Below are 16785 nucleotides of genomic sequence, written 5' to 3'. Positions count from 1 at the left end.
CGCCGCTTTGACGAAGCTGCCGATTGCCGCCATGTTCGTGTCACGGCAACGCGTTTTTATCGCAACAAATAGTTGTTGCCTGACGTGTTTCGGTCGCGGGGGCCCGCATGAAGGACAGCTTCGATAAGAAGATTGGCCAGCGACTGCACCATGTCGCGCGCCTTCAGCGGGTCTTGGCGGCACGTCGGCTCCAGGAGCTCGGCCTGTTCCCGGGGCAGGAAAATGTGCTCAAGCTGCTCTCCGAATCGGACGGCCGCACCATGACCGAGCTGGCCGCCGCGCTGAAGGTACGCCCGCCCACCGCCTCCAAGACGGTGGGGCGCCTCTCGGCGCAGGGCCTTCTGGTCCGGCGCGCCTCGGAGGGCGACGCCCGGCTGGTCCGGGTGCACCTCACCGAGGAAGGGCGCCTGCGCGCCGGCGCGATCGATGGCATATGGGACTCGCTGGAAGAGACCATGACCGCGGGCCTCGACGGCAAAGAGCGCAAGCGCATGCGCAAGATGCTGCGCAAGATCGAGCGCAACCTCTCCGCCCAGCTCGGCAGCGTCGTCGCCGATCCGGACGAGGACGCCGAGGATGGCGTCGAGGAAGAGACGGCCTGATCCTTTCGCCGCGACGTCGACGCGCTCCCCGTCGCGACCGGCGGAAGGGGACTTGAAACCGCGCGGGCTTTGGTGAGGAATACCGCCCCCACCGCCCAGGAGTTCCCCATGTCCGCTCGCCCCGACCTTCTCCAGACCGGCCCCATGATGGGAATGATCGAGGCGCAGCTGAACGAGCACTTCACCGTTCACCGGCTCGACGCCCCGGACACGGAGACCGTCCTCGCCGAGGTTGCTCCGCGCATCCGCGCCGTCGCCACCGGCGTCGGCTCCACCGGGGGCGGCGCGCGCCGGGTGACGGACGCGCTGATGGCGCGGTTGCCGGCGCTGGAGATCGTCGCCAATTTCGGCGTCGGCTATGACGCGGTGGATGCCGAAGCGGCGGGCCGGCGGGGCGTCGTCGTGACGAATACGCCCGGCGTGCTCGACGACGAGGTGGCGGACCTCACCATCGGCCTGCTGCTCGCCACCATCCGCCAGATTCCACAGGCCGAACGCCATCTGCGCGCCGGCAAGTGGCCCTCCGGCGGCTTCCCGCTGACGGCGACGCTGCGCGACCGCACCATCGGCATCGTCGGCATGGGGCGGATCGGCCGGGCCATCGCCCGCCGACTGGAAGGCTTCGGCCGGCCCATCGCCTATCACAGCCGCCGCCCCGTCGAGAACGTCCCCTACGCGCACTATCCCGACCTGCTCGCGCTGGCACGCGACGTCGATGCCCTCATCGTCATCGTCCCCGGCGGCCCGGAGACGCACAACATGATCAACGCCGAAGTGCTCGCCGCGCTCGGGCCGAAGGGCGTGCTGATCAATGTGGCGCGTGGCTCAGTGGTCGACGAGCCGGCGCTGATCAGGGCGCTGCAGGACGGCACCATCGCCGCGGCCGGCCTCGACGTCTTCGCCGACGAGCCGCATGTGCCGGAAGCCCTGATCGCCCTCGACAACGCGGTGCTGCTGCCGCACGTCGCCTCCGCCACTCACGTCACCCGCGACGCCATGGGCCAGCTCGTCGTCGACAATCTGCTCACCTGGCGCGATGGCGGGCCCGTACTCACGCCGGTGCCGGAAACGCCCGTGAAGGCGGGGGCCTGAGAGGAGCCACGCATGAGGCCGCGCCAGCCCATCGCACCATCGGGACGGGCCGCCGCGCTCTCCGCGCTGCTCGCGTGCCTCTCCCTCGCCGCGCCGGCACGGGCGCAGGAAGCCGCCACACCCGAGGCGGCCACGCTGGTCGACAGCTACCAGCTGACCAATGCGGATGGCGACCACATCTGCCCGATCGTGCTCAGCGGCAAGCCGCACGCCCGCAAGGACGCCGGCGGCGTGGCCTTCGACGTGGGCTTCGACAGGCAAGCCTGCGCCGCTGCCATCCTGTTCAGCGTCGATATCGCCGCCTGGACGCCGGGGCCGGGCAACGCCATCCGCCTGCTCGCACCGGACGGTCGGCTGGTCGCCGAGTTCACCGAGGGCGTCGGCGGCACCTGGGAGGCTCTGCGCGAAGGCGACGGCGTCTATTTCCTCGTCAACCCCCGCCTCGCCGACCCCGGCATCCACCCGGCCGACCTCGTCGGCGGCTGGGATCTGGCGCGGACCGCCGGCAAGCCGCTCTGCCGGCTCGAACTGACCGATGCACGTGCGGACGCCGGCACCTTCCGGATCACGCTCGGCCCGGCCTGCGCCGCGCCCGTCGTCGCGCTGGCGCCCGACCGCTGGCGTCTCGACGGCAACGATCTCGTTCTGCTGACGGCAAGCGGTGAAGGTCTGCGCTTCGCCCGGCAGGAAGACGGCAGCTGGGAAAAGGTGCCTCCCGACGAGGGCACGCCGCTGCTTCTGACCCGGCCTTGAGGCGCACCGGCGATGCGGTCATCGCGCGCAGGAAGGCGCGATCATCCGTCCGAATGCCTGGCCCGCGGCTCTCGTTGATGCGTATGATATTGATGAAGCACGTACCCGAAGGGCCAGGATGGACGCCATGAACGAGCATGTTGCCATCTTCCTTCATGTCGCGACGATCGGCCGATATAATGAGGTGATGAATGAAGTCCTGAACGCCATTTCGACATCGAAACTTGAACACCTGATTCGATCTATCGAAATAAACGCTGTCGGCAATGGCAATGTCACCATTGAATCGAACGATTCACGGATATCATTATTCCGACGACACGACGACATAACCGTATTTGAAGTACCTACACTGCAGTCAATACGACGTTACAGCGTCAAAAACGCCGACGCGAAGGTGCTGTATTTCAATTGTCTCGGAGGACGATATGTCGGGCCTGGGTTCGAGATACGGCGAACCTGGAGGCAGATGCTGTATCAGTATTACATCGACGACATGTCCGATTGCCTGTCCAAGCTCGCGCGTTACGACGCCTGCGGCATATTCTGGCACGAAGAGCCACTTCCGCATTTCGCAAGCAATAATTGGTGGGCGAATGCCGACTATATTGCTTCATTGGTCGATCCCGCTGTCTTTGCGGATCGCGTTGAAAATCAGAACCTGGACAAGTTCGGAACGAACTGGACGCAGCCGGCGCACAAGCGTCGCCACTCGGCGGAGTTCTGGATTGGCTCCGGCGAAGGAATTCGGCCCGCCGGCCTGATGAACTTCAGATCAATTGTGCTGCCGAAGACGTTCACGGGATCCTATCCCTGGTGGGACCTGCCCGGGATCGACTGGGGATTGCTCGGACGCATAGAAAGAAAGAAGAATGCGCCGCATGAGCGCCTGCTCTCTTGCGCACAGATCGTCCGCGCGACCGCTCGCTATCACATGAAGAAGGCGTATGATCGGCTCAGGACCTTGCCGGCGAGATCATAGGCCCGGCGGGGTCGAGCCACCCAGATAACAGGGCGTTACGAGGCTTCCGGTACGGAACGGCTCACGCTCCGGATGGCAGAGGATCCACCAAGGGAGCGAGCATGCAGCCGTCGCGGACGAGATGTACCCGTCGACGCTCTTACGCGCACTCTACATCGAATTGATATTTCGATTTTTAAAGCATGTTGAAATGGAGATATGTTCGCGATGCCAATCCTTTCCATATGCATCCCGACATATAACCGTGCATCATTACTTTCCGAGCTTCTCGACAGCATCATTGAACAAGGACATTCCGACGACATTGAAGTCATCATAAGCGATGACGCGTCGATTGACGGCACCGTCTCCACGGCCGAGAGCTACAGGTCATGCTTTAAGAACTATAATTTTATCTCGCAACCCACGAATATCGGCATTGACGGAAATTTTCTCGCCGTCGTCGCCGCTGCTACCTCCCCCTATATCTGGCTGATGGGTGACGACGACCGATTGGAGCCCGGCAGCATTCGCCGCCTGCTGGATGCGATTGAACTGTGGCCTCACGCCGTAGGCTTCACGCTCGGCGTAATCGACTACGACATCACCATGAGCACCCCGGTCGGCATTCGCGCCACGCCGCCTACGCAATTGATGACGGGAGCGAAGGCCGTATTCTCTTCCATGGCGGAATTGTTGGGATTCATGTCCGCGCTTGTTGTGAAGAGAGATCTTTGGAACCGGGAGATCAATGATCCCACGATAAAGTCAATCAGGAATTACTATGTCCAGGTAATAATACTCGGTCGCATCATCGGCGAGACTGGTCAGTGGGGCGTTATTCAGCCCCCCTGCGTCGGCTTCCGAACGGGAAATGATCAACTGCAGGCGCGCTATGGCTGGCTGGACCGGCTCAAGATCGACGCACAGGCCTATAGCGACATTGCAGATCTACTATTCGCGGAAGCCCCCGAAACCCGCGCTATCATGCGCCAACGTATCTTCAATACGCACATAATGGCACGAATTACCAACGCCAAGACCATGCCCGAGCGAACCGAGGGAACCATACAGGCGATCATTTTCCTCGCGAGGACATACGGAACACTTCCGGCGTACTGGACACGCGCCCTGCCGCTTCTGGTGGCCCCCAAATGGTCCATTCGGATCGCCCGCAATTTTTACAAGAAGTACTTCAAATCATCTGGCGCCCATCGCGCTTCCCACAATCAGGGTGCCAGCAGTCGCTAGATTTCCCTGTTCGTCTCATGCTCGATCATATTCCCGGATCGCCGCGGGACAGGCGCGGCTTCTCGCGCGAGCCCGAAGCCCCCGCGTCAGATCAGCCGGAGCCCGCGCAGCGAGGCGTGGCCGTCCTTGCCGACGATGATGTGGTCATGCACCTCGATGCCCAGCGGCTTGGCCACGTCGATGATGGTCCGCGTCATCTGGATGTCGGCATTGGAGGGGGTCGGATCGCCGCTCGGATGGTTGTGCATCACGATATTATATCGACTAATGCATTGAAATATAACACATATATGATATTACCAGTCTTACTGGGATATTTAATTGGGATATCAATGGCTCAAGGCTCTGCATTATCCCGCCTTCATAGCCTGAAACGGCAACGCAGCACGCTGAGTGCGGGTGCTGTCGTACACTCGCGGGGCTCGCAGTGGGAAGCGATGACCGTCGAGTTCACGAGTGAGAGGCCGGATCGGACTTCCGTGACGGGTTGAGGGCTGGGAGAGAGTCTTCCAGCGCCCGTCATGGAGGTTGATCCCCATGAACATGCAGGTTCTGGATGCCGGTCGCGACGCCAGTGGCGGCTACAAGGTGGATGTCACGCGCGGCGAGCGGGTCGGGCGCGTGTCGTCGGAATGGTTCTCCCGGCCGGATGACGAACGGTTCCTGTCGCTCCGCGAACTGGCCGCGATGGTGCGGGGCCGGGCCGATCACAGCCGGTCGCGCCTTGTTGAGACGTCCCGCATCCATGTGGAGGCGAGCCGCTCCAATGCCGAGCGGCTGTCGCTGGTCCTGCCCGGGGCGGATGCGCCCGTCGAGCCGAACCATTGGTCCTTCGGTCAGCTCGCGGCTCAGATCGGCGCACCGGCCGCCTATCTGCGTCAGCTTCCCGCCGCGCTGGCCGGCATCAATCTGCAATATGGGCTGACCTCGCACCGCCCCGAGCAGATCAAGACCTTTGAAACCGCCAATGGTCGCATCGAGCTGCGCGCCGTGACTGGCCCGGACTATGGTCGCATCTATGATCACGAACTGGTCGAGGCGGTGCAACGCATTGCCGGCAACGGCACCGGCGACACGCGCTGGAAGGTGCCCGGCGTGCTCGACTGGTCGACGGGCATCTACAATCCGCGTGTCGACATCACCAAGGATACGACGACGCTCTACGCCTCCGACCGCGACGTGTTCCTGTTTCTGGTCGACGATCTGAACCCGATCGAGGCCGGGCATTTGCCCGACGGTTCGCCGGACCTCTATTTCCGGGGCTTTTACTGCTGGAACTCGGAGGTGGGGGCCAAGACGCTCGGCATCGCGAGTTTCTATCTGCGTGCCGTCTGCCAGAACCGCAATCTCTGGGGCGTCGAGGACTTCCAGGAGATCACCATCCGCCATTCCAAATACGCGGCCTCGCGCTTTGCCCATGAGGCGGCGCCGGCCATGACCCGCTTCGCCAATTCCTCGCCCATGCCCTTCGTCAACGGAATCAAGGCAGCACGGGAGAAGATCGTCGCGCGCACCGACGAGGACCGCAGCGACTTCCTGCACAACCGGGGCTTCTCCAAGGCGGAGACGGCAAAGATCATCGACACGGCTCTGGCCGAGGAAGGGCGCAAGCCCGAGAGCATCTTCGACTTCGTGCAGGGCATCACCGCCGTCGCACGCGACAAGCCCCACCAGGATGCCCGGCTCGATCTTGAGGGGCGGGCCAAGAAGCTGCTCGATCGGGCTGCCTGAGTTCCGGAAAGCCGGAGATGCCGAAAACTGTGTCTCCGGCTTTGTGTCTTTCCGCTTGTGCGTTTCTGCAGCGTCGCCCTCCAGAGTGAGAGGGCGGCGCTGCGCTTCGTGACGGGTTGGAGGCCGAGAGAGAGGCTCTTGGCCGCCCGTCGCGGAGGTGCCTTCCATGGCGACCACGGTTCAGAAGATCACGCTCTCGCCCTCGCGCGACATCCCCTTCAACAAGCTCCTGCTCAGCCAGTCGAACGTCCGACGCATCAAGGCCGGCGTCTCGATCGAGGAACTGGCCGAGGACATCGCCCGGCGAGGCCTGCTGCAGGGCCTCAGCGTCCGGCCCGTCGTCGATGACGCCGGAGCCGAGACCGGCATGTTCGAGATCCCGGCCGGCGGACGGCGCTATCGGGCGCTGGAATTGCTGGTAAAGCAGAAGCGCCTCGCCAAGACCGCGCCGGTGCCTTGCGTCATCCGGGAGGGCGGCATCGCGGAGGAGGATTCGCTCGCCGAGAACGTTCAGCGCGCGCCGCTGCATCCGCTCGACCAGTTCCGAGCCTTCCTCGCTCTGCGCGAGAAGGGCCAGTCCGAGGAGGAGATTGCTGCCGCCTTCTTCGTCTCCATCGGCGTGGTCAAGCAACGCCTCAAGCTCGCCTCGGTCTCGCCGGTGTTGCTAGAAGTCTACGCCGAGGACGGCATGACGCTCGACCAACTCATGGCCTTCACCGTCTCCGGCGATCATGCGCGCCAGGAACAGGTCTTCGAGCGGCTGAAGACCTCCTATGACAAGCAGCCCTATGCCATCCGCCGCATGCTGACCGAAGGTGCGGTGCGTGCCTGCGACAAGCGCGCCCAGTTCATCGGCCTCGAGGCCTATGTCGAGGCTGGTGGCACCATCCTGCGCGACCTGTTCCAGGGCGATGATGGCGGCTGGCTGCAGGATGCCGCGCTCATCGACCGGCTGGTGGCCGAGAAGCTCAAGGCCGAGGCGGACGCTGTCGCCGGCGAGGGCTGGAAATGGGTCGAGATGGCCCCTGACTTCGCCTATGGTCACACCTATGGCCTGCGCCAGCTGCGTGGTGAGACCATTCCGCTCACCACCGAAGAGGAGGCCAGCCGCGCCGCCCTTCAGGCGGAATATGACCGACTGTCGGCGGAACACGCCGAGGCGGATGAACTGCCGGAGGAGGTCGACGCGCGGCTTGGCGAGATCGAGACGGCGATCGAGGCCTTCGAGGCGCGTCCGATCACCTTCGATCCGCTAGATGTGGCGCGCGCCGGCGCCTTCGTCAGTATCGCCCATGATGGCGCAGTGCGTATTGAGCGCGGCTATGTGCGGCCGGAGGACGAGTTGCCGGTGGAGCCCGAAGTCACCGCGGAAGACGTCGGCCCACATCTTGTCGCGGCTTCGGCCACGGGCGCGAACGATGCCGATACGGCGGAGGCACCGATCTCCGGTTCCGAGGAGGATGAAGGCTTGTCATCCATCTCGGACCGGCTGATGACCGAACTGACCGCACACCGCACGCTCGGCCTGCGCCAGGCGCTGGGCAAGCGGCCCGATGTCGCCTTCCTCGCCGCTCTGCATGCCCTGACGCTGACGAGCTTCTATCGCTACGGCTCGGATAGCTGCCTCGAACTCGACCTGAAGAGCGTGACCTTCAGCGCGCAGGCGCCGGGGCTGAACGACAGCGCCTCGTCCGAGGAGATCCACGCCCGGCATGAGGGCTGGGCCAAGCTCCTGCCGAAGGACTCGGCCGATCTCTGGGAGGCGCTGCGGGATTGGAACAGCGACAGCCGCTCCGGCCTGTTCGCTCACATCGTGAGCCTGTCGGTGAACGCCGTTCATGAGGCCTGGAACCGGCGCCCACGCGCGCTCAACCATGCCGATCAGCTCGCCCGCGCCGTCGACCTCGACATGGTGGCAGCCGGGTGGAGGCCAACCGTGGACAGTTTCCTCGGTCGGGTCACCAAGGCCCGCATTCTGCAGGCGGTGAGCGAGGCCAAGGGGGTGCGTTCCGCAGAGCGCATCGCGCACCTCAAAAAGGGCGACATGGCCCGCGAGGCCGAAGCTCTGCTGGCCGATAGCGGCTGGCTGCCTGACCCGCTGCGCGGAACCGAACCGGAGGCCGGCGAAGAAACGGCGGCGCAGGACGGCACAACGGCCCTGGGCGAAGACGAAAGCCCTGAGGATACTGAGGACACCACGGACATCCCCCCTGCCGTGGCGGCGGAGTAACCCTCAACACGATCCTGAACCTCGGCCCGCCGGCTCTGTCGGCGGGCCTTTGTTTTTGAAAAGCTCGCCATGTCCGGGATTGCTCAAGATCTATCGCGCCGGCTCGCAGATCGGGCCGAAGCCGTCTGCCGTCACTATCTTTCCAATGGACGCCGGGAGGACCGCTACTGGCTGGTCGGCGATGTCCGCAACACGCCCGGCCGCTCGCTCTTTGTCCGGCTCCATGCATCCGCGAAGGGGCCGGCGGGCAAATGGACCGATGCCGCCACCGGCGAACATGGCGATCTTCTCGACGTCATCCGTGGATCGCTGCGCCTCACCGACTTCATTGACGTTGCCGAAGAAGCGCGGATCTTTCTCAACCTGCCGTATCCCAAACCGGAGCCCACAGCACCACGTCGCCGTGTCATGCCTGCTCCATCAGGGTCGGTCGAAGCGGCACGGCGGCTGTTCGCCATGTCGCAGCCCATCGCCGGGACCATTGCAGAGACGTATTTGCGCCGACGCGGCATTACGCTTCTGCACGGAACCGGAAACCTGCGCTTCCATCCGCGCTGCTACTATAAGCCCGACGACGGCCCGACCGAGACTTGGCCCGCCATGATCGCCGCCGTCACCGATCTCACCGACAGGATCACCGGCGTGCACCGCACCTGGCTCGCCCCCGACGGCTCCGGCAAAGCTCCGGTCGACACGCCGCGCAAGGCGATGGGTGATCTGCTTGGGTCTACCGTCCGCATCGGTGTGCCCCGTAGCGTGATGGCGGCAGGCGAAGGCATCGAGACCATGCTGTCGCTTCGGCAGGTCTTACCCGGCATGGCGATGGCACCGGCGCTTTCGGCCGCGCATCTGGCCGCCATCCTGTTCCCACCTGCCTTGAGGCGGCTCTACATCGTTCGCGACAACGATCCGGCGGGAAACGCCGCACGGGACATGCTGATCCAACGCGCGAACGCCGAAGGCATCGAGGCCATTCCATTGTCGCCAACCCTCGGGGACTTCAACGAGGATCTCCAGCGGCTCGGTATGGATGCCCTCCGGACGTGCGTTCGGGTGCGACTCGCGGCGGAGGACGTCGCGCGCTTTATGAGCCTAGCCTCATAGCTGGAAAGGGCCGAACCGCGATACGTGGCCGCCATGCCGGCAAGAATGCGTCAGTAACGGCAAGAGGACCGCGCCTTGCGCCTTCAAGAGGGCGATCGGCCGTCAGCCGGGCCGGATCGGCAATGGCTGCAGCCGACGATTTTCCGGCGCGGCCTTCAGGCCGCTTTCCATCGCGAGACAAAATCGCCGGCTTGTCGCCATCCTCCGCCGGCGCTGTGGCCCTGTCACTTCGCTCCGGGTGCAGGTCCGTCCCGCCCGACGGCTTCGTCGCCATGAAGGCCGCAACGGTCGCGGTCCAACCATTGGGACATCCCATGAGCGCGCATGACGACCACGAGCCGCACCACGTGTCATCCCCGACCGACCACCTGATCCAGGAGTTGCAGCTCCACGGCCATCGTCCTTCCGAAGACGAACGCGACCAGCGCCCGCCACCGGAGGAGCGCCTCATCGAAGGGGCCATCGCCGATATCTTCGACGCCCTGGTCGCCACGATCACCGACACCAGCCTCGATGCCGAGCTTCCCGATCTCTTCTGGTCGACCGTCAACATGTTCCACCGCGCCGTGGACCGGATCGAACAGAAGCTGGACGACAACGAGCAGGCCCAGAAGCGGCTTCAGCGCGAGCAGGACGGCTCGGAGGTAAAGTCTCTCGAACTCGAGCGCCTGATCGACATGGGCGTGAACCTGATTGGCCGGCGCGACGGCATGGAAACCTTCCGCGAGGCCGCTGCGGATCGCTACCATATCGCCATCGGCTCGCCCTGGGCGCCACGCGCCGGATCACGGGTCAACCATCGCCATCTCACCGCATCGCTGATCGACAGCCGGGATTTCCTCGCCGCCCGGCGGCGCGCGGATACCGAGGTACTCGTGCCCGCCGGGCCGAAGATCGCCTTCTCGGGCGGCGACACCGCTGACCACGGGCAGATCTGGGCCAAGCTCGATCAGATCCACACCAAGCACCCGGACATGGTGCTCCTGCATGGCGGGTCGCCCAAAGGCGCCGAAAAGATCGCGTCCCTCTGGGCCGACAGCCGCAAGGTGCCGCAGGTGGCCTTCAAACCCGACTGGGCGAGGCACGCCAAGGCGGCGCCGTTCAAGCGCAACGACCAGATGCTGAACGTGGTGCCGATCGGGGTCGTGATCTTCCCCGGCACCGGCATTCAGGACAATCTGGCCGACAAGGCCCGTAAGATGGGCATCCCGGTCTATCGCTTCGGCTCCGGCAGCGCCTAAGCGCCGCCGGAACCCGCCATCTTGAATGTGATGGCAAATTTTCTATTTTGCTAACAACGCTATCAGCCTTACTGGAGGCGCCATCATGCCAGCAGTGACGATTCGTAACCTCTCCGAGGCGACGCACCGTGCCCTCAAGGTGCGCGCGGCACAGCATGGCCGCAGCACCGAAGCCGAGATGCGCGACATTCTTGAGACCGCCGTCCGACCTGACACGCGCCTCCGGCTCGGAACGGCGCTCGCGGAACGCAGCCGCCGGCTGGGGCTGACCAATGAGGATATCGACGCCCTCAGCCCGGCGCGTGACAGGACACCTGCCGAGCCCATGAGCTTCGAATGATCCTTCTCGACACCAATGTCATATCGGAGGCGATGAAGCCCGCGCCTGACGACACCGTCCGGGCGTGGCTCGACGAGCAGGCGGCCGAGACGCTCTATCTCTCCAGCGTCACCATCGCCGAACTGTTGTATGGCATAGGTGCGCTGCCCGCGGGCAAGCGCAAAGACCGGCTCACCGAAGCCCTGGACGGTGTGATGGAGCTGTTCGCTGACCGCGTCCTGCCGTTCGATGTCGCTGCCGCACGACACTATGCCGACCTCGCCGTGAAGGCGCGCGCGGCCGGCAAGGGCTTTCCGACGCCCGACGGCTATATCGCCGCAATCGCAGCCTCCCGGGGCTTCACTGTGGCCACGCGCGATACCAGCGCGTTCCATGCCGCCGGTGTGGTGGTCATCAATCCGTGGAACATGCAACGCTGACGACCTGCCACGGACAGCAGGTGTTCGACCTTGCAACCCAGCAGAAGCGACCTGCGCAGCAACCCACCATCACGATCTCCTGACCGGACGACAATCCCCGCTTCACGACGCTGATCCTTGGGTCCAGCCAATGGCCTGACGCCATCAACCCATGAAGGGTCGGACAACGCTGCGCGTGCCGCCGCTCCGGCTGCGCCTCAGGCGGTGATTGCGGCCACCGACCGGACCTTTCGGGCGCCTGTCAGCGGGGGATGGACCTCCGCTCGCGCAGGAGCCAGGTCGATGTCCGCCCAGATCGCTCACGCCTTCGCCTTCAGCCTCTCCACCACCCTGATGACCACCGTCGTCATCTTCCGCGCCGGCGACGGCACGCTCTCCGTCGTACCGGTTGCCGAATATGACGGCGACGAAGCTGTGATCGTCCGTGAAATCGATCCCTTCGCGCCATGATCGGGCGGGAGGGGCATCCTCACTCTGAAGCCCCCAGCGCTTTCAATCGATTGATGACGAAGTCGGCACGAGCAGCAACGGAGACCTTGGGCAGGATCGTCACCTCATAACCGAGGTTGGGATAAGCGACGATCAGACGCTCATATTCGGCAATCGCCGCGGAAAGATCGTGCCGCCGCTCATGATCAACCTCATAGATTTCCGGCCAGGGAGGCGCCAGAAATACTTGACGATTGTAACGATGAGCCACGCCAAGCGTGACAACTATCGGCTTGCCGGTCGCGCGTTCACAAGCGATCGCAGCATCAATCAGCCCACGATCAAAGAACACCCATCCTGGTCGGACAAGTGCTGCCGCTCTGTCTTCCAGCGCCAGGGCGACCGAGCGCCGTGCGAAGGCGGTCCTATCCACCCAGGGCAGATCCGTCCCGCCGCTGCGGAGCTGTTCGCTGACAATGCGGCGCCCGGGTTCCTCCACGGCGGCAAAGCCACGACGTTCAAGCTCGGCCAGCAATGTCGACTTGCCGCCACCTGAACAGCCTGAAATGACGACATATCGATCCATTGGTAGCTCTTCAAAATGACACCCGGCCCGCATCACCGGCATCGTTTCCTGGATGGGGATTCGCGAGGCCGCAACCGCGTTATGGCATCGGCGCACCCCGCGCGATGCGGCTGGTGACGCTGACGGCATCTGCCAGAGGTCGGCATACGTGCCCTGGTCGACGTTCGCCATGGCGGCTTCTCCGACCTGAAGCAGTCTCAGCCAGGTGAAGATGGGCTCGGTCGTTGCGGGGGTCGATCCGAATGCCGCTAAACGGACCCGAAACGCTTGCCATGACGTCCGCTGATACGACGTGGGTTTCCCGCCGGCCGCGCGAACACGCCATCGTCTGCCTCACCAACCGTTGAACGTGTGCCCCCACCCACCGGCCTCTTCAATGGCCTGATCTGTCCGAAGGACGGCGATGCCTGGATCGCCGAGGTGCAACAGCGGCGTCGGACTTTCTTCCCCTGCCGGCTCCCTTCGCGGAGCCGGCATTCCTCGCGGAGCAACAAAGTCCTCCTGTGCTGTCAGGCCCCACCCCAGCCGCTCGCGCGCTCGCGTGGAGATGGGGTGCACCGCCGAACCCCTTCGGCCTGTCGATCGCCATCGAGGCCGCAATGGTGCGGGCCCGAAACGGAAGATCGGAGACTTATCATGGCGACCATCGGCACCTTCAAGAAGACCGGCACCAACGAGTTCACCGGCGACATCGTCACCCTCAGCGTTCAGGCGAAAGGCGTGCGCATTGTCCCCGACACCCGCGCCACCGGCGAGAACGCCCCCAGCCACCGCGTGTTGGTCGGCCGCGCCGAGATCGGGGCCGCTTGGTCCAAGCGCTCCACCGAGGGCCGCGACTATCTCGGCCTCAAGCTCGATGATCCGAGCTTCACCGCGCCGATCTACGCCAACCTGTTCGACGATGAGGACGGCGAAGGCTTTTCGCTGATTTGGTCGCGCCCCAACGGACGCCGGAGCGACTAAGACCTCGCCCGGATCACGGCCCCGGCCTCACCGGCCGGGGTCAGCCGGGCGGACATCACTTCTCGTCAGGCGGAAGGACGAGCTCGACATGGCTCACATCGAGAGCACGCGCCAGCTCGTAGAGCGTGATGATCGTCGGATTGCGCCGGCCCCGCTCGAGACCGCTCAGATATTGCTGGCTCAGACCCGAGCGCTCGGCAACCTGTTCCTGCGTCAGGTCCTTGGCCTGACGCACGCGGGCGAAATTTCGTCCGACCAGCTTGCGCATATCCATGCGCAAACCGATCGCAATTCCGTCGTGCCAAGTTTATCAACTATAATATGTAAACACATCTGGCCGCATGGGACGTGGTCCGTCCGGCCAGAGCTGGCAGCGTCAAACGGCGGTGTGCGCGCTCGCGACACGATGCAGGCCAAAGGCGATGTGGTTGCGCTGGATATAGCCGACCGCCCTTATGTCGCCGGCCCGCAGCGCGCCCGCGATCTCACCGAGCTCACTGGCCAGATCGGCGAGTTGCTCCTCGAAGAAGGCCTCAATCACGCTGTACCAGATCCTTGAGGCTTGGAAGTAATAGCGCTCATGGGTGTCGCGCAGGGCAAGATTGGCGATCAGCCGGTTGGTGGCGTGATGGAGCTCGTGATTGAGCTGCCAGAACGCTTCCATGTCCCGATGGCCTTTCAGGTCCCCCAGTCGGTCCTGAAGCACCAGGATCGTGGAGAGGGCGCGTGGCACCTCTTCTTCCGCAGGGAACTCGCCCATCATTTCGCTCAGGCGCAGCCGAAACGCATAAATATCGCGGAAGGCGTTCGGGTCGACGCCCGTCACCATGGTTCCAACGCCGTTGCGGGTCTCGGTAAGTCCGTCATATTCCAGCCGCTGCAGCGCCTGGCGCACCGGCGTGCGACTGACCGTGAACTCTTCGGCGAGTTCGTGCTCGCCGAGCAGCATCCCGGGTGGGTAGCGAAGCAGACAGATACGGTCGCGCAAGGTCCGGTAGATGTCGGTGACCTGACCGCGCGGGGCTCGTGTCCTTGCGGCTTCGCTCGTCGCGCTCTCGCTCACTCAATGCTCCCGAAGCAGAATGCCATAATCATCCCGCTGGTCGGCGATCCCGGCAAGACGCAGACAGTCCCACATCATCGCCTGATTGCTGGTCACGACCGGTTTGCCGAGCCTGCGCTCGAGTTCCTCGATCACGTCGAGGGAGCGCAGGGCGCCACAGCTGATGAACAGCGCCTCTGCTTCGGGACGATCGACGCTGAGGGCAAAATCCAGAATGGCTTCCGGCGTGACCCTCACCATATCGGCATCCTTCTCGATGCCCAATCCCTGCATGTGAACGATCTCAAAGCCGCGCGCCGCCATATAGCTGCGCTCGATGGCATCGACCTCGGCAAGGTAGGGCGTGGCAATGGCAATGCGGCTCACCTTTAGTGCCTGCAGTGCACGCATGACCGAGGTGATCAACGAAGTGGCCCGGGCGTTGGGCTTGCCCCGGTTCAGTTCAGCAAACACCTGATCCTCTCCGATGACGACGCTGCCCGAGGTGCAGGCATAACAGACGACATCGAGCGGCTCCTCCGGCAGGAGTAGGCTGGCGGCATCGCCAATGCCCGAGGCCATGGCCGCCAGTGTATCGACGCTGACCCGGTTCGCCATGGGTGCGCGCGTGAAGTGAATGCCCACGCCCCTTGGACGGAGCGTGAACATGTCGTCCTCGATGGTCTGTTCCATCGCCAACAGCACAAATCCGATCTTTGCCCGGTGATGGCGACCAGCATCGCTCTTGATCTCACGCACGCCCCGCCCCTTGATGTATGCAGCTAGGGAAAATCTCCCCGCCAACACAGTCCTAATTCCCTTATTGACAACGTAATTCGCGTCTCTCTATCGTGAGACACACCATAGCTGCATACAGGTTGGCAAATGACAAGCCCCTTTGAGATGCGCACGCATCTTCTCGCCCGGTCTCTCGAGAGCGCCGGCATCGAACTGGCCCTTCTCAGTGATCCAGACTCGATCGCCTATTACGGGGGCTACTGGAATTATCTCGGCATGGAATTCGGGCGGCCGACGCTGATGATCGTGCGTTCCGGTCAGGCTCCGGTGATCCTCACTCCGCTGATGGAATCGGAAATGTGCGCCGCCATGAGCTGGGTCGGGGACATCCGACCCTGGACCGACGGCGGCCGGGAATGGCGGGACCTGCTCATTGGACTATTGGGCAGCCCCGCAACGGCCACGCAGATCGGGATCGAAGCGGCCCGGCTACCGAATGTGATCGCCGCCGAGATCAGGGAGCAACTTCCAGCTCGCATCCTGACGGATATTGCTCCGCTGATCGCAGAGCAGCGCATGATCAAGTCTCCGGACGAGATTGCCATCATGCGCCAGGCCGGCGAGGTTGCCGTTTCCATGATGGATGCGGCCGCGGACGCGATCGGTCCCGGTGTGCCCGAATATGAGATCGCGCTCGCCGCCATGCAGGCCGGCACGCGCCGGGCCGCCTCCCTGCTGCGCGATCCGCAGGACCGCTATGTCTCGCCGCTGATCCACAATCTGCAGATCCTTCAGTCAGGCACAGACACCTGCATGGTCCATCGCCGCGCCGCCGTGCGCCCGCTGGAGCCGGGCGATCCGGTCTATCTGTGCTTCTGCGGCATGGTAAACTTCCGCAACTACAAGCTCGGCTTTGACCGCCAGTTCTTTGTGGGGTCCATGACTGACGAACAGGCACGCATCCAGGAGGCCTCCGTGGCTGCCCAGCGCGCCGCACTCGCCACAATTCGTCCCGGCATACGCTGCGAGGCGGTCAATGCCGCAGCGGAAGAGGCCTATGCGGCGGCTGGCTTCTCGCCGGGCTATCGCACCGGCCGCTCGGTCGGCATGTCGCTGCTGGAGGCGCCGGAACTCAAGCGCGGTGAGATGCGTGAATTACAGGCCGGCATGACCTTTGCTATCGACGGCGGCATTACCGTGCCCGGCAAGGGCGGTGGACGCATCGGCGACTCAATCGTCGTGACTGACGACGGTTTCGACTATCTCACGCCCTATCCCCGCGACCTGAAGGTTCTTTGAAGCA

The 16785-nt window shown here is 64.0% G+C and carries 18 protein-coding genes and 1 pseudogene; 14 read left to right on the top strand and 5 right to left on the bottom strand.

Features of this window, described 5'->3' with window-relative positions; genetic code table 11:
- Window positions 1-107: 107 nt before the first annotated feature.
- From AC1PZ7_RS07920 to AC1PZ7_RS07900, 5 genes are all read left to right on the top strand, one after another.
- Window positions 108-602, top strand: coding sequence for a MarR family winged helix-turn-helix transcriptional regulator (locus tag AC1PZ7_RS07920; protein ID WP_482358928.1), 495 nt, complete (start codon window positions 108-110; stop codon window positions 600-602).
- A 108-nt stretch (window positions 603-710) separates the two neighbouring features.
- The gene (locus AC1PZ7_RS07915; protein ID WP_482358927.1) at window positions 711-1694 is read left to right on the top strand and encodes a 2-hydroxyacid dehydrogenase; all 984 of its coding nucleotides are present in this window, start codon (window positions 711-713) and stop codon (window positions 1692-1694) included.
- 12 nt (window positions 1695-1706) lie between these two features.
- A complete protein-coding gene (locus AC1PZ7_RS07910) occupies window positions 1707-2447 on the top strand; it encodes a protease inhibitor Inh/omp19 family protein (protein ID WP_482358926.1) in 741 nt (246 codons plus the stop codon).
- A gap of 127 nt (window positions 2448-2574) precedes the next feature.
- Window positions 2575-3429, top strand: a complete 855-nt coding sequence (locus tag AC1PZ7_RS07905; RefSeq protein ID WP_482358925.1) for a hypothetical protein — start codon at window positions 2575-2577, stop codon at window positions 3427-3429.
- A 198-nt stretch (window positions 3430-3627) separates the two neighbouring features.
- Window positions 3628-4659: a glycosyltransferase family 2 protein gene (locus AC1PZ7_RS07900; protein ID WP_482358924.1), complete on the top strand. Its 1032-nt coding sequence runs from the start codon at window positions 3628-3630 to the stop codon at window positions 4657-4659.
- 86 nt (window positions 4660-4745) lie between these two features.
- Here AC1PZ7_RS07900 and AC1PZ7_RS07895 read toward each other — a convergent pair.
- Window positions 4746-4913 (bottom strand): annotated as a pseudogene (locus tag AC1PZ7_RS07895) (JAB domain-containing protein); the annotation flags it as partial.
- Window positions 4914-5196: 283 nt separating this feature from the next.
- Here AC1PZ7_RS07895 and AC1PZ7_RS07890 point away from each other — a divergent pair.
- The 7 genes from AC1PZ7_RS07890 to AC1PZ7_RS07860 all read left to right on the top strand — a co-directional run bounded on the left by AC1PZ7_RS07890 (window position 5197) and on the right by AC1PZ7_RS07860 (window position 12174).
- Entirely contained in the window at window positions 5197-6390 is a 1194-nt protein-coding gene (locus AC1PZ7_RS07890; RefSeq protein WP_482358923.1) for a DUF932 domain-containing protein, read from the top strand.
- 166 nt (window positions 6391-6556) lie between these two features.
- A complete protein-coding gene (locus AC1PZ7_RS07885; protein WP_482358922.1) occupies window positions 6557-8620 on the top strand; it encodes a ParB/RepB/Spo0J family partition protein in 2064 nt (687 codons plus the stop codon).
- A 69-nt stretch (window positions 8621-8689) separates the two neighbouring features.
- Window positions 8690-9724 carry a DUF7146 domain-containing protein gene (locus AC1PZ7_RS07880; RefSeq protein ID WP_482358921.1) on the top strand — a complete coding sequence of 345 codons (1035 nt, stop codon included), beginning with the start codon at window positions 8690-8692 and terminating at the stop codon, window positions 9722-9724.
- Window positions 9725-10038: 314 nt separating this feature from the next.
- Window positions 10039-10965, top strand: a complete 927-nt coding sequence (locus AC1PZ7_RS07875) for a DUF2493 domain-containing protein (RefSeq protein ID WP_482359596.1) — start codon at window positions 10039-10041, stop codon at window positions 10963-10965.
- Window positions 10966-11050: 85 nt separating this feature from the next.
- Window positions 11051-11305, top strand: coding sequence for a FitA-like ribbon-helix-helix domain-containing protein (locus AC1PZ7_RS07870; RefSeq protein ID WP_132036189.1), 255 nt, complete (start codon window positions 11051-11053; stop codon window positions 11303-11305).
- A complete protein-coding gene (locus AC1PZ7_RS07865; protein ID WP_482358920.1) occupies window positions 11302-11724 on the top strand; it encodes a PIN domain-containing protein in 423 nt (140 codons plus the stop codon). The genes AC1PZ7_RS07870 and AC1PZ7_RS07865 overlap by 4 nt, the downstream gene beginning before the upstream one ends.
- A gap of 282 nt (window positions 11725-12006) precedes the next feature.
- Window positions 12007-12174 (top strand): hypothetical protein, encoded by a 168-nt coding sequence (locus AC1PZ7_RS07860; RefSeq protein ID WP_482358919.1) that lies wholly within the window; start codon window positions 12007-12009, stop codon window positions 12172-12174.
- 19 nt (window positions 12175-12193) lie between these two features.
- Here the strand turns inward: AC1PZ7_RS07860 and AC1PZ7_RS07855 are convergent, their stop codons facing one another.
- Complete coding sequence (locus tag AC1PZ7_RS07855; RefSeq protein ID WP_482358918.1) at window positions 12194-12910, bottom strand: AAA family ATPase; 717 nt, start codon at window positions 12908-12910, stop codon at window positions 12194-12196.
- A gap of 465 nt (window positions 12911-13375) precedes the next feature.
- Between AC1PZ7_RS07855 and AC1PZ7_RS07850 the strand changes: the two genes are divergently transcribed.
- Entirely contained in the window at window positions 13376-13702 is a 327-nt protein-coding gene (locus tag AC1PZ7_RS07850; RefSeq protein ID WP_482358917.1) for a DUF736 domain-containing protein, read from the top strand.
- Window positions 13703-13757: 55 nt separating this feature from the next.
- On the opposite strand, the gene AC1PZ7_RS07845 is transcribed toward AC1PZ7_RS07850, so the two are convergent.
- From AC1PZ7_RS07845 to AC1PZ7_RS07835, 3 genes are all read right to left on the bottom strand, one after another.
- Window positions 13758-13976: a helix-turn-helix domain-containing protein gene (locus AC1PZ7_RS07845; protein WP_482358916.1), complete on the bottom strand. Its 219-nt coding sequence runs from the start codon at window positions 13974-13976 to the stop codon at window positions 13758-13760.
- Window positions 13977-14078: 102 nt separating this feature from the next.
- A complete protein-coding gene (locus tag AC1PZ7_RS07840; RefSeq protein WP_482358915.1) occupies window positions 14079-14765 on the bottom strand; it encodes a GntR family transcriptional regulator in 687 nt (228 codons plus the stop codon).
- A complete protein-coding gene (locus tag AC1PZ7_RS07835) occupies window positions 14766-15503 on the bottom strand; it encodes a maleate cis-trans isomerase family protein (RefSeq protein WP_482358914.1) in 738 nt (245 codons plus the stop codon).
- 126 nt (window positions 15504-15629) lie between these two features.
- On the opposite strand from AC1PZ7_RS07835, the gene AC1PZ7_RS07830 reads away from it, so the two are divergent.
- Window positions 15630-16781, top strand: coding sequence for a M24 family metallopeptidase (locus AC1PZ7_RS07830; RefSeq protein ID WP_482358913.1), 1152 nt, complete (start codon window positions 15630-15632; stop codon window positions 16779-16781).
- Window positions 16782-16785: the final 4 nt, after the last annotated feature.

Source organism: Ancylobacter sp. TW_SC_1, assembly GCF_056836805.1.
Note: the sequence above shows the minus strand (reverse complement) of the source record. Positions and strands in the feature narration are given on the sequence as shown.

What these genes read in the sequence shown, in the direction of transcription:
- AC1PZ7_RS07920 (WP_482358928.1), top strand. Translation starts at nt 108, where the DNA reads ATGAAGGACAGCTTCGATAAGAAGATTGGCCAGCGACTGCACCATGTC.
- AC1PZ7_RS07915 (WP_482358927.1), top strand. Translation starts at nt 711, where the DNA reads ATGTCCGCTCGCCCCGACCTTCTCCAGACCGGCCCCATGATGGGAATG.
- AC1PZ7_RS07910 (WP_482358926.1), top strand. Translation starts at nt 1,707, where the DNA reads ATGAGGCCGCGCCAGCCCATCGCACCATCGGGACGGGCCGCCGCGCTC.
- AC1PZ7_RS07905 (WP_482358925.1), top strand. Translation starts at nt 2,575, where the DNA reads ATGAACGAGCATGTTGCCATCTTCCTTCATGTCGCGACGATCGGCCGA.
- AC1PZ7_RS07900 (WP_482358924.1), top strand. Translation starts at nt 3,628, where the DNA reads ATGTTCGCGATGCCAATCCTTTCCATATGCATCCCGACATATAACCGT.
- AC1PZ7_RS07890 (WP_482358923.1), top strand. Translation starts at nt 5,197, where the DNA reads ATGAACATGCAGGTTCTGGATGCCGGTCGCGACGCCAGTGGCGGCTAC.
- AC1PZ7_RS07885 (WP_482358922.1), top strand. Translation starts at nt 6,557, where the DNA reads ATGGCGACCACGGTTCAGAAGATCACGCTCTCGCCCTCGCGCGACATC.
- AC1PZ7_RS07880 (WP_482358921.1), top strand. Translation starts at nt 8,690, where the DNA reads ATGTCCGGGATTGCTCAAGATCTATCGCGCCGGCTCGCAGATCGGGCC.
- AC1PZ7_RS07875 (WP_482359596.1), top strand. Translation starts at nt 10,039, where the DNA reads ATGAGCGCGCATGACGACCACGAGCCGCACCACGTGTCATCCCCGACC.
- AC1PZ7_RS07870 (WP_132036189.1), top strand. Translation starts at nt 11,051, where the DNA reads ATGCCAGCAGTGACGATTCGTAACCTCTCCGAGGCGACGCACCGTGCC.
- AC1PZ7_RS07865 (WP_482358920.1), top strand. Translation starts at nt 11,302, where the DNA reads ATGATCCTTCTCGACACCAATGTCATATCGGAGGCGATGAAGCCCGCG.
- AC1PZ7_RS07860 (WP_482358919.1), top strand. Translation starts at nt 12,007, where the DNA reads ATGTCCGCCCAGATCGCTCACGCCTTCGCCTTCAGCCTCTCCACCACC.
- AC1PZ7_RS07855 (WP_482358918.1), bottom strand. Translation starts at nt 12,910, where the DNA reads ATGGCGAACGTCGACCAGGGCACGTATGCCGACCTCTGGCAGATGCCG.
- AC1PZ7_RS07850 (WP_482358917.1), top strand. Translation starts at nt 13,376, where the DNA reads ATGGCGACCATCGGCACCTTCAAGAAGACCGGCACCAACGAGTTCACC.
- AC1PZ7_RS07845 (WP_482358916.1), bottom strand. Translation starts at nt 13,976, where the DNA reads ATGGATATGCGCAAGCTGGTCGGACGAAATTTCGCCCGCGTGCGTCAG.
- AC1PZ7_RS07830 (WP_482358913.1), top strand. Translation starts at nt 15,630, where the DNA reads ATGACAAGCCCCTTTGAGATGCGCACGCATCTTCTCGCCCGGTCTCTC.